Source organism: Paenibacillus sp. FSL H7-0326 (assembly GCF_001955535.1).
In the GTDB taxonomy this organism is placed as follows: Bacteria; Bacillota; Bacilli; order Paenibacillales; family Paenibacillaceae; genus Paenibacillus; species Paenibacillus shunpengii.
The window spans coordinates 350,026-367,707 of sequence record NZ_MPVN01000001.1 but is presented as its reverse complement, the minus strand read 5'-3'; the positions used below and the strand labels follow the sequence as shown (position 1 = coordinate 367,707).

Annotated in this window: 13 protein-coding genes; 12 read left to right on the top strand and 1 reads right to left on the bottom strand. The window is 46.7% G+C overall.

Annotation, left to right across the window (positions count from 1 at the left end):
* Positions 1-70 precede the first annotated feature (70 nt).
* The 11 genes from BK126_RS01540 (at position 71) to BK126_RS01490 (ending at position 15,040) form a co-directional block, all read left to right on the top strand.
* A complete protein-coding gene (locus BK126_RS01540; protein ID WP_076310981.1) occupies positions 71-3,247 on the top strand; it encodes a bifunctional cytochrome P450/NADPH--P450 reductase in 3,177 nt (1,058 codons plus the stop codon).
* 143 nt (positions 3,248-3,390) lie between these two features.
* Positions 3,391-4,368 (top strand): aldo/keto reductase, encoded by a 978-nt coding sequence (locus BK126_RS01535; protein WP_076310980.1) that lies wholly within the window; start codon positions 3,391-3,393, stop codon positions 4,366-4,368.
* A gap of 83 nt (positions 4,369-4,451) precedes the next feature.
* The gene (locus tag BK126_RS01530) at positions 4,452-4,901 is read left to right on the top strand and encodes a hypothetical protein (protein ID WP_076310979.1); all 450 of its coding nucleotides are present in this window, start codon (positions 4,452-4,454) and stop codon (positions 4,899-4,901) included.
* Positions 4,902-5,130: 229 nt separating this feature from the next.
* Positions 5,131-7,824, top strand: coding sequence for a pyruvate, phosphate dikinase (ppdK, locus tag BK126_RS01525; RefSeq protein ID WP_076310978.1), 2,694 nt, complete (start codon positions 5,131-5,133; stop codon positions 7,822-7,824).
* Between the two features lie 70 nt (positions 7,825-7,894).
* Positions 7,895-8,530: a helix-turn-helix transcriptional regulator gene (locus tag BK126_RS01520; RefSeq protein ID WP_076310977.1), complete on the top strand. Its 636-nt coding sequence runs from the start codon at positions 7,895-7,897 to the stop codon at positions 8,528-8,530.
* 80 nt (positions 8,531-8,610) lie between these two features.
* Entirely contained in the window at positions 8,611-9,399 is a 789-nt protein-coding gene (locus BK126_RS01515) for a pyruvate, water dikinase regulatory protein (RefSeq protein WP_076310976.1), read from the top strand.
* Positions 9,400-9,542: 143 nt separating this feature from the next.
* Positions 9,543-10,307: a DUF3891 family protein gene (locus BK126_RS01510; RefSeq protein WP_076310975.1), complete on the top strand. Its 765-nt coding sequence runs from the start codon at positions 9,543-9,545 to the stop codon at positions 10,305-10,307.
* 210 nt (positions 10,308-10,517) lie between these two features.
* The gene (locus BK126_RS01505; RefSeq protein WP_305954023.1) at positions 10,518-12,407 is read left to right on the top strand and encodes an LTA synthase family protein; all 1,890 of its coding nucleotides are present in this window, start codon (positions 10,518-10,520) and stop codon (positions 12,405-12,407) included.
* A 91-nt stretch (positions 12,408-12,498) separates the two neighbouring features.
* A complete protein-coding gene (locus BK126_RS01500; protein ID WP_076310973.1) occupies positions 12,499-13,509 on the top strand; it encodes an LLM class flavin-dependent oxidoreductase in 1,011 nt (336 codons plus the stop codon).
* A gap of 1 nt (position 13,510) precedes the next feature.
* Complete coding sequence (gene infC, locus BK126_RS01495; protein WP_076310972.1) at positions 13,511-13,981, top strand: translation initiation factor IF-3; 471 nt, start codon at positions 13,511-13,513, stop codon at positions 13,979-13,981.
* Positions 13,982-14,113: 132 nt separating this feature from the next.
* A complete protein-coding gene (locus BK126_RS01490; protein WP_076310971.1) occupies positions 14,114-15,040 on the top strand; it encodes a manganese-dependent inorganic pyrophosphatase in 927 nt (308 codons plus the stop codon).
* Positions 15,041-15,130: 90 nt separating this feature from the next.
* Here BK126_RS01490 and BK126_RS01485 read toward each other — a convergent pair whose 3' ends face one another.
* Entirely contained in the window at positions 15,131-16,330 is a 1,200-nt protein-coding gene (locus BK126_RS01485; RefSeq protein WP_076310970.1) for an ROK family transcriptional regulator, read from the bottom strand.
* A gap of 441 nt (positions 16,331-16,771) precedes the next feature.
* Between BK126_RS01485 and BK126_RS01480 the strand changes: the two genes are divergently transcribed.
* Positions 16,772-17,620 (top strand): formylglycine-generating enzyme family protein, encoded by an 849-nt coding sequence (locus BK126_RS01480; protein ID WP_256209617.1) that lies wholly within the window; start codon positions 16,772-16,774, stop codon positions 17,618-17,620.
* The last annotated feature ends 62 nt before the right edge of the window (positions 17,621-17,682 follow it).

Below are 17,682 nucleotides of genomic sequence, written 5' to 3'. Positions count from 1 at the left end.
TAGAATTCGAAATGTGACTTGAGTCTACTCAGCAAGGCTAAAAAGAAAACGTGAATTGGAGGGAATGTGGATGTCTTTGTCTGTAAAAATACCTCGGCCCAAAACCTACGGTCCGCTGGGGAATCTGCCTCTGCTTGATGTGCATGCTCCAGTGCAGTCTCTCGTCAAAATCGCTTATGAGCAAGGTCCGATTTTTCAAATACAATATCCGGGCCGTAATGAAATTTATATCTCAGGTCATGAATATGTAAAGGACGCATGTGATGAGAAGCGGTTTGACAAGAGAATCTGGGCACCGCTCCGCAATGTGCGTCCATTTGCCGGCGATGGCTTATTTACGAGTGCGACAGATGAGCCGAACTGGAAGAAGGCCCACAATATTTTGCTATCGAGCTTCAGTCAGCGGGCCATGCAGGGCTATCATAGCAAGATGCTGGATATTGCCGTACAGCTGATTCAAAAATGGGCAAGGCTTAATCCCGATGAAACGGTGGACATCCCCGCAGATATGACCAGGCTGACCCTGGATACGATCGGACTATGTGGTTTTGACTATCGATTCAACAGCTTCTATCGCGAGGATTATCATCCCTTTATTGATCGTATGGTTAGAGCGCTGGATGAAGGAATGAGCCAGCTTCACCGATTGGGTATTCAGGATCTGTTCATGGTACAGAAGAAGAAGCAATTTAATGAAGATATACAGGGCATGTTTGAGCTGGTTGACGATCTGATCAGGGAACGCAAGGCGCACGGAGGTAATGCGGGGGATCTGCTGTCACATATGCTGGAGGGGACCGATCCGGAGACGGGTGAATCGCTGGATCTGGAGAATATCCGGTATCAAATGATCACGTTCTTGATCGCTGGACATGAAACAACAAGCGGACTGCTGTCCTTCGCCATTTATTATTTACTGAAGCATCCTGATAAGCTGAAGAAGGCACGGGAAGAAGTGGATCGCATATTCAAGGATTCCCTTCCAACCTACAATCAGGTTCGTGATTTAAAATATATTCGTATGGTGCTTAACGAAGCACTGAGATTATGGCCGACTGCCCCCGCCTTCTCATTATATGCCAAGGAAGATACGGAAATTGGCGGAAAATATCCGTTGAAAAAAGGGGACAGTGTAACGGTGCTCATTCCCAAGTTGCATCGTGACGAGCGTGTATGGGGAGTCGATGTTGATAAATTCATCCCAGAGCGCTTTGAGGATCCAAGCAAGGTGCCGCATGATGCCTACAAGCCTTTTGGAAATGGTCAAAGGGCTTGCATAGGTCAGCAGTTTGCCATGCAGGAAGCTACCTTGGTGCTCGGCATGGTGCTTAAGCACTTTGATCTGTTTGATTACGCGGATTATCAATTGAAGGTGAAAGAAACCTTGACGCTGAAACCAGAGGATTTCAGGGTCAAACTTCGCAGCCGTGGCATGAACAGTTTCATGATGGGATCTGGATCTTCTCTGGCAGAACATGCAGACAGGGTGAGCAAGCCGGGAGAAGCGAGCCCTGTGCCAAGTCATAACACACCAATGCTAGTACTATACGGATCAAATCTCGGTACAGCCGAAGGGATTGCAAGAGAGGTTGCGGATACAGCTAAATATCAAGGGTTTGATGTAAATATAGCGACCCTTGATGATTACACATCCCGTCTTCCGGCGGAAGGAATTGTGTTTATTGTGACTTCATCGTACAATGGTCAGCCTCCATCGAACGCCAAGCATTTTGTAGACTGGCTGGAGCAGGCACCGGCTTCTGAATTTCAGGGAGTTAGCTATGTCGTGTTCGGGTGCGGCGACCATAACTGGGCAAGCACTTATCAGCGCGTACCGAGGTTCATTGATGAAACGCTCCATGCCAAAGGGGCCATCCGCTTATTAGATCGGGGCGAGAGCGATGCAAGCGGGGATTTCGAACGGGAAGTGGATGACTTTACGGAATCGCTATGGCCCGATCTAATGCAGAAGCTGCAGATCACGGTCGAAGAATCCATGACGAAGAGAAGGAGCAGTCTATCTATTTCATATGTAGACGGTGTGGCTGCTGTACCGCTCGCGGAGACTTATCAGGCTTATCCGGCAATGATTACAGGAAGCAGGAACTTGCAGCATCAAGACAGTGGGAGATTAACCCAGCATATCGAGATCGAGCTGCCGGAAGGGATAACCTATCAGGAAGGTGATCATCTGGGGGTACTGGCACAAAATTCAGAGCAGCAGGTAAGCAGGGTGCTGAAACGGTTTGGATTAGCGGGCTCAAGTCATCTTGTTCTTCATGCCGAAGGACGCAGCAGTGCTCACCTTCCGGTAGGATCGACGGTAAGGCTTGATGATCTGCTCACACATAGTGTCGAGCTTCAGGCACCTGCCACGAGAGCACAGCTTAGAGAGCTTGCTTCCCATACCGTGTGCCCTCCTCATGCCAAAGAGCTCAATGCTCTTCTGGAGGATGAATTGTACCAGAATGAAATAAGGGCTAAAAGAATAACCATGCTTGACCTGCTCGAAAAGTACGAGGCATGCGAGCTTCCATTTGAGAGATTTCTTGAGCTGCTGCCTGCGCTTGTGCCTCGATATTATTCCATATCAAGCTCTCCGAAGCTTCGACCACATACGGCAAGCATCACTGTAAGTGTGGTTCGCGGACCGGCATGGAACGGCAGAGCCGAATACAGGGGAGTTGCGTCAAATTACTTGGCAGAGCTTGAGCCTGGTGCGAAAATATCCGTATTTGTACAGACTCCAGAATCTGGATTCCAGCTGCCTGACTCACCAGAGACGCCGATCATCATGATTGGACCAGGAACCGGAGTAGCTCCTTTCCGTGGTTTTATTCAGGCGAGAGGTGTATGGAAGAAACAAGGGATGAAACTGGGAGAGGCCCATTTGTATTTCGGCTGTCGTAATCCGGAGCATGACTTTTTGTACCAGGAAGAATTCATTTTGGCACAGGAGGAGGGGCTTGTTACACTCCATACGGCTTTTTCCCGGGTGGAAGGCCAGGACAAATGCTATGTTCAACATCTGCTTCAACAAGATGCCGATCATTTACTCAAGTTGATTGAGAACGGCGCAAAAATATACATTTGTGGAGATGGCGTGCGGATGGCACCTGATGTGGAAAAGACACTGATCTCCAGTTATCAGCGTCGTACACAGTCTAGTGAAGAGCAAGCCGTATCGTGGCTGCAAGAGCTGGAATCCTGCGGCAGATATGTAAAGGATGTATGGGCAGGGCAATGAGATAAGGATGTTTGGTCTGAAAAAGGCTTGTCTGTGACGCAGCAGAAGTGCTTGCTGCCGCAGGCAAGCCTTTTATTTTTGAGATGATGTTGGTAGAATTGGGTAGGGTTACGTACATATTCATAGAAGGAGGCGTTATATATATGAAAATGATGCCATTGCGTCATAAAGGCATTGATGCCAGTCAACTGGTGCTCGGTTCCATGTCCATGGGTGGTGGGTGGAACACGAATCCGGTTACGCAGGAACATGTGCTTGAAGCAGAGAGAGCGGTAGATGCTGCGCGTGAAGTAGGGATCAATATGTTCGATCATGCGGATATTTACACTTTCGGCAAAGCAGAAGAAACGTTTGGCAAGCTCCTGCAGGCACAGCCGTCTCTTAGGGAAGAGATTATTATACAATCCAAATGCGGCATAAGACTTCAAGACGGTGATCTGCCTGGAAGATATGACTTCTCCAAAGAACATATTTTGAATTCGGTGGATGGCATATTGAGCCGTTTGGGTACGGAATATATCGATATTTTGCTATTACATCGTCCAGATCCGCTTATGGAGCCGGAAGAAATTGCGGAAGCCTTAACGTTGCTCAAATCTGCTGGCAAGGTTCGTCATTTTGGTGTTTCCAATATGAATGTGGGTCAAATTGAATTTTTGCAGCGTTCGCTTCCGTATCCGATTATTGTGAACCAGCTGCAGATGAGCTTGTCTCACCTGCATTTTGTTGACGAGGTGGTCTTTGTCAATCAAGGGGCTGGAACGAAGGTGAACTTTGGGGCAGGACTGCTGGAGTTCAGTCAGATGCAGGACATTCAGCTTCAAGCCTGGAGTCCACTGTCGCAAGGAATCTTCACAGGGAAGGACGTTTCGGATCAGCCGGAGCATATTCAGGCGGCAGCGAAGCTCGTTCAGGATATGGCAGAAGAGAAGGACACCACTCGTGAAGCGATCGTACTCGGCTGGCTGATGAGACATCCGGCGATGATTCAGCCGGTCATTGGAACGATCAATCCTGAGCGGATTAAAGCGACGGGGGACGCCGTTCGCCAAGGCCAGCTCATGACACGGGATGAATGGTACAAGCTGTATGTTACAGCGAGAGGACCTAGACTGCCGTAAAGAATGAGCTTCATCAGGTCAGCGACGCTGCTATCAAATTGGCATAAGCAGATGTAGTCGCTGCAAGGGAGAGTGGAGTGCACTTGGTATCCAATATTAGTCTGGTTCTATTTCTAATCCTCTCATTGGCTGCCTTGATTGTTAGCATTCAGCAGCGTCGCAGAGCAGGGAAAGTAAGGTTTAGCGGACTAGGTAAAGAAAATACGCTGCTGATGGTGCTGATCTATGTACTTGGCGGTATTTACTTGATAACGAGTGAAGGATGGCTAAAATACGTTATTTTCTTACTCTCGTTTGTTGTCTATTATTTGGTTAGTCAGTTTTATGTCGGGGAGAACGGTGTTAAGTTTGGTCTCTATTTTATTCCTTATGATAAGGTGACAGGATACAGATCCTATGACGGATCAAATGATGTCACATTATATATTGAAGGTAAATCCAGAGGGATCGATCTCAAGCCCAAAATTGAATACCGCAGCAGTATGATCCAATCGGTGCTGGAAATGAACGGTGTTTCTGAGCAGCAACGGTGATCTCTCTTCTGTAACACAGACCAAGAAGCTGTCCGTAGTGACAGCTTCTTTGTGTTGAATTTATGGTCACTACATCCGAAATCATGTGTAATCTACACCTATAAAACATTCTTATATGACGTATTATATATTGACCATTCCTCATTCGTGACGTAATATATTGGCTAAGTTAGATTTGAAAAAAATGGAAAATATGCATTTGAAAAACAATGAGATGAGGAGAGATCGGATGACGGACCAACGTGTATTCATGTTTAGTGAAGGTAATGCATCGATGCGAGAGCTTCTGGGTGGAAAAGGAGCGGATTTGGCGGAAATGACAAGAGCGGGCTTGCCTGTACCTTACGGCTTTACGATTACGACGGCTTCATGCCGGGATTATTACACGCATCTTGGACATATTCCGCTCTCCCTTATTGAAGAGATTGAAGCAGCACTCGTGAGTCTAGAACAGAAGACCGGCAAAACATTCGGGAATTCTGCGAATCCGTTATTCGTTGCCGTACGTTCGGGTGCAGTAACTTCCATGCCGGGGATGATGGATACCATCCTGAACCTTGGCATGAATGACGAGACATCAGAAGGTCTCGCGGCAATGACCGGCAATCGCAAATATGCGCTGGAATGCTATGCCCGTTTTATACAAATGTATGGACATGTGGTGATGGGAATCGAGAATAATGCATTCTCGAAATTACTGCGTCAGCTCAATACAGCTCAAGGGACGGAACATATCGGACAGCTTGAACAAGCAGACCTTGCGGAGCTCATCGATAAATATAAATCACTCATTCATCAGCGTACCAAGAAACCGATCCCGCAAAATGTAAGAGAGCAGTTAATTGATGCCGTACGCGCGATCTTCCGTTCCTGGTCAAATCCGAGGGCCAAAGTATATCGCAAGGTTCATAAGATTCCAGAGGATCAGGGAACGGCTGTCAGTGTTCAGGAAATGGTATTCGGCAATCTGGATGAATACAGCGGGACAGGTGTGCTTTTTACTCGAAACCCATCCACTGGAGTTCATGAAATTCTAGGGGAATATCTGCCATCGGCTCAAGGAGAAGAAGTCGTCATGGGCATACGTACTCCGTTCGGAATATCGTATCTTGCCCAAACGATGCCCGCCGTATATGAAGAGCTTCACGAAGCAGCGTCCCGGCTGGAAGCTTGGTATGGAGATATACAGGACATTGAATTTACGATTGAACAGGGCAAGCTGTACATACTGCAGACTCGTGGAGCAAGGCGGACTGCCCAAGCAGCCATGAAAGCAGCAGTCGATTATGCGAAGGAAGGCATTATTACCAAGGAAGAAGCCTTGCTGCGAATTGAGCCTGAGCATCTAAATCAACTGCTGCATCAGTCAATTGAGGCTCAGGATGCGGATAAGGTTGTGGCGACGGGACTTCCAGCTTCTCCCGGTGCTGTGAGCGGTGCGCTTGTGTTTGATTCCGAAACGGCAGAAGCATGGACTTCTGTGGGCAAAAGAGTTATTTTGGTACGCAGAGAAACTACACCTCAGGATATTCATGGAGTTATTGCGGCCGAAGGCCTGCTTACACTGCGGGGAGGAATGACAAGCCATGCAGCGGTGGTTGCAAGAGGAATGGGAACACCCTGTGTGTGCGGCTGTGAAGAGATGGAGCTTCGTGAGGATGTGAAGGAGCTGGTCTGCGGGGAATATACCTTCCGAGAAGGAGATCTGATCTCACTGGATGGAGCAACGGGGCAGGTGTATGCAGGAGAGATCAAGCTGAAGGATCCTGAAATTTCGGAGGAATTGTCTCTCGTTCTAAGCTGGGCGGATGAGATCAAGCATATGAAGGTCTATGCAAATATTGATCAGCCGGGTGACGTAAAGTATGCACGCAAATGGGGAGCAGAAGGAATAGGCTTGTGCCGTACAGAGCATATGTTTCTGTCACCTTCCAGACTGCCGTTGATTCAGCGGGTCATCGTCGCCGGAAATGCCCAGGAGCGTCAAGAGGCACTATACCGCTTATTGCCGATTCAGCAATCGGATTTTGAGCAGATCTTTACGGAGATGGATGGGCTGCCTGTCACCATTCGTTTGCTGGATCCGCCGCTGCATGAATTTTTGCCGAAGCTTGAAGTACTGGAAGGCAGAAAAGAGCATCTTCGCATGATAACAATGGATGGGGATACCGAAGAGCTGGATAAAGTAGAACGAGTCATATCGAAGGTGCAGGAGTTAAGAGAGACGAATCCCATGCTTGGCTGGAGAGGTGCAAGGCTTGGAATTGTATTCCCCGAAATTTATGATATGCAAATAGAGGCAATCTTCCGTGCAGCCGCGAACTGTATAGATCGGGGGATATCGGTTGTACCTGAAATTATGATTCCTCTGGTAGGGCATGCCAATGAGCTGTCCACGCTGAGAAGGCTTGTGGATGAAGTTGCGGAACAAGTGCTGAGAGAGAATCTGAGGCATTGTCCGTATCGGGTTGGCACGATGATTGAAGTTCCGCGTGCAGCCTTAACTGCCGCAGAGATAGCGAAACATGCCGATTTTTTCTCCTTTGGCACAAATGACTTAACACAGATGACGCTCGGTTACAGTAGAGATGATGCGGAACGCAGATTCCTTAGCCAATATCTGGAGCAGAAGATTGTTGAAGCGAACCCTTTTGAAGTGCTGGATGAAGAAGGCGTCGGTGAGCTGATGAAGCTGGCTCTGAATAGAGGACGTTCCTGGAAGCCGCAGCTTGTAGCTGGACTGTGCGGGGAGCATGGTGGTGATCGAGATTCTATTCGTTTCTGCCATCAGATTGGACTGGATTATGTCAGCTGCTCACCTTATCGCGTGCCTTTTGCCCGAATTGCTGCGGCGCAAGCCGAAATACGGGAGCGAAATGTGTCAGTCCCTGAGGATTGCTCAGAGGTAACGAGCACCGCATAATGATGAACGCTACTCGTCATAATGTGAGCTTATCATCAATTTTTATGGTAACTGATTATGGGGGCATATTGTGATTGAACTAACAGGAAGACAACAACGCATTGTAGATATTGTTCAGGAGAGTGCTCCCATTACGGGGGATCAGATTGCTGACCGCTTGTCACTATCCAAGCCGACGATTAGAGCAGATCTTTCATTACTTGTAATGACAGGTTACTTGTCTGCAAAGCCCAAGGTAGGATATTTTCTCGGCCGTGTGATGACTGCTTCAGACAGGTACTTGACGGAGATAGGCGAAATGAAAGTGAAGGATGTACAGAGTGTACCCGTTGTAGTATATGGACATACCACCATCCATGAGGCCGTAGTGACCTTGTTCTTGGAGGATGTCGGAACACTGCTGGTGATTAACTCAGAGGGCGCATTGATCGGAATTGTCTCTCGGAAGGATCTGCTTAAGGTGACCTTAGGAGATCAGGATATTCGAGAGATTCCGGTCAGCCTGATGATGACAAGAGAGCCGAATATGATATCGGTGTCACCGGAGGATCGAATAATAGACGCAGTTGGAAAAATGGTGTTTCACGAGATCGACAGCTTACCTGTTATTAAGCGGGAGACCAATGAGCTGGTCGGCCGGATATCGAAGACGACGATCGTTAGAGTATTATTTGAGGCGTTTGATTCGGTACATCACGAAGGGTGAGTATGAATCAAAAAGCCAGGGCGTTTGATTCGGTACATCACGAAGGGTGAGTATGAATAAAGCAGCAGGGGGAAAAGAGGATGCATTTCGTCGCCGTTTGTTCAGATTCTCTAGGGGAAACAGCTGATCTCGTTGTAAGAGCCGCACTGCGACAATTTGAGTCATTGAACATTCAGCTAAGACGTTATCCCCAAATCCGCAGTGAAGATGAGATTCGAGAGCTGATGGAAGAGGTTCACCGTAAATCCGGTTTTGTCGCATATACACTCGTTCAGCCTGAGCTGCGTGAAGCGATCAAGGAAGAATCGGTGCGACTTGGCATTCGAACCGTGGACATCATGGGGCCGATGATGCAGGCCTTTATTGATACGTTCCATGATTCGCCGACACAGCGTCCGGGTGTCCTGCATCGTTTGGACGAAGACTACTTTAGACGCGTGGAAGCAGTCGAATTTGCAGTAAAGTGTGACGATGGCAAAGACACCAGTGCCATTGTCAAAGCCGATATTGTTCTGCTTGGCGTATCCCGGACCTCAAAAACACCGCTGAGTATATTTCTCGCGCATAAAGGCTATAAGGTTGTCAATTATCCCATCGTACCTGAGATCAAGCCTCCTGAACCTTTAAACGAGCCGATCAAGGGTCAAATTGTCGGACTGACCATGGATGCAGAGCATTTGCTCAAAATACGCTCAGAACGGCTTAAGGTCATGGGACTTCCCAATGGGTCAAAATACGCTTCGCTCGCGCGGATCGTTACCGAGCTGGAATATGCTTATGAACTGTTTGATCGGCTGGGTTGTCCGGTTATAGATGTAACAGACAAAGCCATTGAAGAGACAGCAGGCATAATACTGGGATATCTCTAGTAGATAAGAAGATATAAGTGTAATAACCGAAGGGGCCTGATCGGGCTTCTTTGTACTTTATTCTGTATGTTATATAAAGTTTAGAACGGTGCCTGCGTGGGTTACTTAATCACAAGCGGATGTAGAAGGAGATGTTATCGTAGATGATTATAAGAGAACAAGCACAGCACTTCATTATGATTAAGCAGCATGAGCATGCAAGACTGTCGGGAGAGATTGCCTCTAGACTCTTACCGGAATTGTTTATCCAGGATACATATAAGAAGGATGTATTGTATGCTATTTACGAGCATGATCGGGCATGGATTCGGGTAGATGAGGTGCCGATCTGGAATGACAAGGAGAAGGAGCCTTATTATTTCGTCAATTATCCTTATCCGGTGAAGCTGAGAATGTACCAAGCCGGAATCGAAGAAGTAGAAGAGCACAGTCCTTATGCGGCCTACCTGGTCAGTCACCATTTCACCCAGTTTCCCGATATTCAGAACGGGACAGATGAGTTCAGCATCGCTTTTTGTAAAGAGGAAGGGTATAGACAGCAGCGTTTGCGTAGAGAGGCGGCGCCGCAGGAAGCCGAGGTTGTTGATCAGCATTCCCGCCTTCTTGAGTTCTGTGACGATCTATCGCTCTATGTATGCATGAATGAACCTGGAGTCACTAAGCAGGAGGAACATCCCTGGTTCAAGAACGGATTGACTCAACTCAGCACATTAGATCCTGATGCGCCTTCACTTCAGGCAAAATGGCTGGACAGCCAGACGGTACAGGTGACACCATCCCCTTTTGCCGCACCGTTTCAGACGGAGCTGTCGTATAAGAGAGTATCCAAGCAATGGATTGAAGAAAAGGGATTAAGTGATGCCTACGAGCAAACGCCGGAAATGAAGCAGGCACTGCATTTTCGATGAGTGCCAGTAACGATACCGACAATTAAATTAAGAAATGGTCAATGAACAGGAGCGTCTTCCTTAAAGGAAGCTTCCTGTTTTTTTGTTTATTCTGCAAGAATCAAACTCACAGCTCATTAAATTAGAACTAAAACAATATAAATGTTATAATGGATCACATATTTCGTAAAAACATTATAAAATTTTAGATTTAGAATGGGGTCAATTCAATTGAAAGAAACAAAGACAGGGCTGGGAAGGTCGTTATTTGTTATTGTGTTTGTGCTCATGATGGCAAAGCTGACATTATTCCGCTTTTTTGTATTTAGAGACATCTCATGGGACCGCATTGCTGTAGATGCGATAGCTGTTCTGGTCGTTTTATGCCTATGGGAGCTTCTCTTCTCAGGGAAATGGAAGGGAACAGCTTATTGGAGCTTGAACACGCTGTTCTCGATCATTCTGTTCGCGGCAACAATTTATAACGTCCAGTTCGGTTCCATACCGACATATACGACACTACTTAGTCTGAATCAAGTGCCGCAGGTTGCCTCAAGTATCGGTCTGCTGATCGAGCCGAAGCATTTTTGGTTTTTTGCGGATGTCATGGTGATGACGATCTTATGGATCATATACAGAGTTCAAGGTAAACGAAGCGTATATACGAGACAGCTGTCCCGGATCGGTATTTTATCGGTCGCCGTCATTGGTCTTGTCATGTCTGGATTGACGATTGCCAAGGATGGTTCAATTGAGAACGAAACCGTTCGTGCCGACGAGCTTGGTTTTCTGAATTATCAGGTGGCACAAGCGATTCTTGCGAATCAGCAGAATAAATTGATTGCTGCCGGAGATATCGAGGAGACGGTTAAGGAAATTAAGGAGCATCAAGCCACCTACCCATATCAACAGCAATCCGAACAAGATGGTAATGAGACGATACCGGATGGATTCGGTGCAGCAAAAGGGAAGAATCTGATTATCGTACAGCTGGAATCATTTCAAAATTTCCCGGTTCGTCAGCAGGTAGATGGACAAGAGGTCACTCCGGTGCTCAATGATCTCATCGAGGAGAGCATGTATTTTCCACATGTATTTCAGCAAATAGGACAAGGGAATACTTCGGATGCCGAATTTATTACGAATACATCAATTTATCCGATTGGGACGATGGCGATGGCAACCGGGTTTGGTGACCGCGTGCTGCCAAGTCTGCCGCGCCTTGTACAGAATGAAGGATATACAGCACAGACCTTCCATGTTAACAATGTGAGCTTTTGGGATCGAAACAAAATGTATCCTGCACTTCATTTTGATCAATATTTTGATAAGCCTTATTTTACAAATGATCATTTTAACGATTTTGGTGCTTCTGATGAAGAAATGTATCGTGTCGGACTGAATAAGCTGGTGGATCTGGATGCGCAGAACAAGCCGTTCTACGCACATTTTATCGCAACTTCAAGTCATGCGCCTTTCAAAGTACCGCAGGATCGTAAGCAGATGGAAGTTCCTCAGCAGCTTGCAGGCACTGCCTTGGGCGATTACCTGACAGCACTGAACTATGCTGATTATGCTCTGGGGACACTAATTGACGGGCTGAAGGAAGAAGGACTGTGGGAGGACACGATTCTCGTCGTCTACGGCGATCACTTTGGGCTGCAGAATCAGAGTACTTCTCCGGAGCAGGTTGAGGCTGCTCTAGGCGTTCCTTATCATGAACAGATCAGCCGCTTCAATATACCGCTCGTCATTCATGTACCTGGAATGGAAGGACGTCAGATTGATACGGTTGGCGGACAAATGGATATATTGCCTACGGTCTCCAACCTTCTCGGTATTTCTTTGAAGGATTCGAACTTCACTGCATTAGGACAGGATCTGCTTAATATTGACCAGAATGTCATCGGGATGCGATATTACATGCCGACAGGTACATTCTTCAATAATGAAGTCATGTTCGTACCGGGCAGCGGTTTTGAGGATGGACAGGCGATTTCGCTGACAACGCTGGAACCCGTCGCCGATATTTTGAAGTATCGCGCCGATTACGATTATATTATGAAGCTGATGAAGCTTTCGGATGAATATGTGAAGCTGCTTCCGAAGCGTGGATTCTGATATGATAGAAGGACACCGTTAACAATAACGGTGTCCTTTAACTTTGGACTGCAATTGAGCGGAATTTTCTTGTAGGGAAGGGTGAATGAAAATGATCAAACTAAGTGTATTAGAGCATGGCTACATAAAAGAAGGGTTCACGGTTCACGATGCTTTGAGTGAAGCGACAGAGCTGATTCAATTCACCGAAAGTCTGGGGTATCACCGGTTTTGGGTTTCAGAGCATCATGGCATGCCTGCACTCTCCTTTTCCAGCCCGGAAGTGATGATCTCCCATTTGGCTTCTCACAGCTCACGCATACGTGTTGGTTCGGGAGGCATTATGCTGCCCCACTACAGTGCTTATAAAGTGGCTGAGAATTTCCGTTTGTTAGAGGCTTTATATCCGGGCCGAATTGATCTGGGTATCGGGAGAGCTACAGGCGCGATGCCGCTCGCGACAGCGGCTTTAAACGAAGGGAAGCGAATGAATTCGCAGCAATTTCCAGTCCAGATTGATGATCTGATCGGTTATTTATATGAGGATCTTCCGGAGGATCACCGGTATGCCAAACTGAAGGCCATTCCACTGATCGACAGCGTTCCGGAGCTATGGGTGCTTGGATCAAGCAGTGAAGGAGGAAAGATCGCAGCACGACATGGCGTTTCCTACTCGTTTGCTCATTTCTTTGGCGTACCTGGAGGAGAAGAAGCGATTCATCATTATAAATCTGGTTTTCAGCCTTCCATCGTGAGGGATACCCCACGGTCGATGATTACCATTAGTGTGATTTGCGCAGATACGGAGGAGGAAGCAAAGAACCTTGCTTCAAGCAATCAGCTCTATTTTCTTGCGTTGATGCGAGGAGCACAGCTATCCGGCTTCCCATCGGTGGAGACGTCGCTTCAATATCCTTATACTGCAGTGGAGAAGGAGCAGATTAACAGCAGGAGGCATCTCAGCATTGTGGGTAATCCTGAGCAGGTGAATAGAGGAATACGCCGAATCAGCGAGTTTTATCATGTGGACGAAATCATGATTGCATCTGCCATCCACGATTTTGAAGCAAGGAAGAGGTCATTTCAGCTGATTGCGGAAGCGATGAGGGAAGGGGAAGAGTAAATTGATCAAGAACGAAAAAATCAAAGCAGCCGAAGTAGAGGTTACCGGTATAGATGGGGAAGAGCTCGGTGTGATGAAGACCGCCGAAGCGCTCGCACTAGCCAAGAAGCTAAAGGTAGATCTGGTATGCACATCACTCATGAGCAGTCCTCCGCCATGCAGGCTAGTTGGAGCGGGAGCTGCCAAGCAGGAGGCGGCGGCCGAGAAGCGTAAGAGCCGTGAGCCGAAGATCAAAGAGATCCGCTTGACTCCGCATATTGAGGAGCATGATTATGATACGAAGAAGACTCAAATGGAGCGTATCCTTAAATCTGGTGATATAGTGAGGCTGGTTGTGAAGATTCAAAAGAAAGAAGGAGATCTGGCGAAATCACTTCTTGAGGGTCTTATACGTGATTTGAAGGAATACGGCACGCCAAAGACGGGAATTCAGCTTAGCGGCAAACAGGCAGTCGTTGAATTAATGCCATAAAAAATATTTTTTTAAAACAAGGTATAAACATTGGAATACAATTCATTTAACGATATAATCGTATAGGGAAATACATCCTAACCGGATGCTCACACATGATGACAACAACATATTAACGGAGGTCTCAATTAAATGGGGAAAACATTGATTTTTGGACACAAAAATCCGGATACGGACACGATCTGTTCTGCAATTGCCTATGCTGATCTTAAGGTTAAGCTGGGTCTTGAAGCAGAAGCCGTGCGTCTTGGAGAAGTAAATGGTGAAACACAATTTGCTCTCGATTTCTTCAACGTGGATGCACCTCGTCTTGTAGAGACTGTAGCGAATGAAACAAACAGCGTTATCTTGGTTGACCATAACGAGCGTCAACAAAGCGTAAGCGATATTGATCAGGTTCAGATTACGGAAGTTATTGATCACCACAGAATTGCTAATTTTGAGACAAGCCAGCCGCTGTACTATCGCGCAGAGCCAGTGGGCTGCACAGCTACCATTCTTAACAAGCTGTATAAAGAGAATAATGTGGAGATTACGAAACCGATTGCGGGTCTGATGCTGTCTGCTATTATTTCTGATTCTCTATTGTTTAAATCTCCAACTTGCACCGAGCAGGATATTGCTGCAGCCAAGGAACTGGCTGAGATTGCAGGTGTCGATGCCAGCGTGTACGGTCTTGATATGCTCAAGGCAGGTGCTGATCTTAGCAAAAAATCCGTTCCTCAGCTCCTTACGCTTGATGCGAAGGAATTCTCAATGGGCGAGTTCAAAGTTGAAATTGCACAAGTCAACACGGTGGATGTCAACGATTTGCTTGTGAAACAAGCAGAGCTTGAGGCTGTAATTTACCAAACCATTGCTGAGAAGAATCTCGATCTGTTCGTATTTGTAATTACAGACATTCTTAACAATGACTCTGTGGCGATTGCACTTGGACATAAGTCTGAGGCAGTTGAGCGTGCGTACAATGTTCAGCTCGTGGACAACAAAGCACTTCTGAAAGGCGTTGTTTCCCGTAAATCTCAGATCGTTCCTGTACTGACAGAAGCATTGTCATAATAATATGCTCCCAAAATAAAAGGGTTGTTCTAATCGCAGTTATACTGCATTAGGACAACCCTTTTATCTTATGAAAAGCTTCTGTAATTTCTATAGCTGGAAAGCCCGGCACACGTTAAGTGCGCATCCCGTAATGACTGCGTCTTCCTTAAGGTTCCCTTTTGAGAATAAGGGCTCATATCTAGGATTATAGAAGGTATTCTTCTTGGCGATATGTGTTGCTGTATCAAAGTATAGTGCATTGTAATTGACTAAGGTTCCACCTAATATAACAATCTCCGGATGAAACATATTAATCAAATTGGCTAGCCCTATACCAAAATAGACGGCAGACTGCTCGAATATTTCCCTTGCGAAAGGATCCTCTGCATCCAGTGCCTTGAGAAGATGCTCAAACTGAATTCGATCGGGGGGCAATGAGCTGAGTATAGGACCGAGTGGTCTTCCGGCCTTGGCCTGTGCTCGTGCCGTCCTCTCAAGTGCTTGGATCGAGGCGTATGCCTCTAGTGCTCCATAATTGCCAATCGGACCGAGCCGCTGACCATCGATTTGCACGATCATTTGACCGATGGAGCCTTCCGTATCAACGGTACCATGAACAATTTGGCCCTGAGACATAATAGCAGATCTGAGGCTGACTCCGGCGTGAACATAAAGTGCATGCTGAATACCTTGATTACGCATCGCCCAGGTCTCCCCGATAAGTGCAGCGTTAACTCCGTTCTCAAGATAAGCCTTCCAGCCTGTAGCATTCTCAAACTGCTGACATATAGGGATATTACGCCATCCTGATGCTGGAAAGTATAATGGATCGAGAATCGTCCCTTTGTTTCGGTCAACGGGTCCGACTGCACCGATACCGATACCTAATATTTGTGAAGGCTCCAGCTGATGATCCTTTAGAAAGCTCCTCATATGCCCGGAAGCAAATTCAACAAAACGCTCGGGCGTCATCGATTCATCCATCCGCCAGCGCATCACGGATTTCGGATTCATAGCCATGTCAAACAGACCGAGTGTGGAAGAGAACCGGGAAATTTCAAGGCCAAATATGTATTTGTAATCAGGTTCAATCTGATAGAGAATGGGGCGGCGACCTCCACTGGAAGCGCCTAGGCTTGCCGCCTGAATAAGACCTTCGCTTGTCATCTCTTCAAGCAGGCGGGTAAGTGTACTGCTCGTTAGTGAAAAAGCATCAAGTAGTTCAGCCTTGGATATAGGACCATGCTCAGCAATCCAGGAATAAATCCATTTTTTGTTTGATTGTAATACAGGTTCTTTTTTGTTCATGAAAGTCGCTGCTCCAATGAATAAGGTTATTTTTCACGATAAGATATGATAACGATTATAACTCAGCTGGGAGTCAAAGACCATTGACTAACCCTAATATTCCAATGGATTGAATCAATTTCATAATACCTTTGGCTGCTTCAATCAAGAGTATATATAGATCAAAATGATTTTATTTGTCTATATATAGTTTCGAATTCACTTTTTTTATGATTTATGAAATTGATTCGATTAAACTCCAAAATGAAAAAAGTGATATGATGATTAAATTGAGGCAGCATGAGCCTATTAAGCACAAATAATAGAAGGAAGTGAATATAGCCGATGCAGAATAACAACTGCTGTTCAGCCAGTAGAACTTTACACCCCGTGCATAGTGCAGTAGATATTCAAGCACAGTTCAAACAGGAAACGGATCCGTCCTCTTCAGCCATCATTCATATGAATTGGGCGGATATTCCGGCAGGGTCTTTTGATATGGGGACGGACACGTCAGAAGGTTTCCCTAGTGATGGTGAAGGGCCTGTTCGAGAAGTATACGTTAATTCCTTTTGTATGTCAGCCTATACCGTAACGAATGAACAATTTCGACAATTTATCGAAGCTACGGGATATGTAACCGAGGCCGAGAGATATGGCTGGTCTTATGTATTCCATCTGTTTGTCTCTGAGGAGACGAGGCAGCAGGTGCGAAGCACACCTCAACAGGTGCCTTGGTGGTATGTCGTAGAAGGAGCTGACTGGAAACGGCCTGAGGGACCCGATTCAAGCATTATGGACCGGCTTAATCATCCGGTTGTACATATCTCTTGGAATGATGCTGTCGCTTACTGTACCTGGTCTGGAACCAGGCTGCCGACAGAAGCGGAATGGGAGTATGCAGCTCGGGGCGGGTTGAAGCGGAAGACATATCCTTGGGGCGATATACTCAAGCAGGATGGCAGGCATATGTGTAACATCTGGCAGGGAAAGTTCCCTGTCAAGAATAATGCAAGTGACGGCTATATTGGCACCGCTCCTGTGGACTCCTATGAGCCAAATGGATACGGGTTATATAATGTTGCAGGTAATGTATGGGAATGGTGTGCAGATTGGTTCACCCCGGGATATCATCGTGAGACATCAGCGGATAACCCGCTGTACCAACGGGAAACGGGCAGAAAGTCAATGCGCGGCGGTTCCTATTTGTGTCACCGGTCTTATTGTAACCGTTACCGGGTTGCGGCCCGGAGCAGTAATACGCCAGACAGCTCCACAGGAAATCTCGGTTTTCGGGTAGTTCAAATTTAAAAAAATACGGCAGACCCTAAGCCTACTTTAGGGCTGCCGTATTTGAGTGATTACCGGTATGT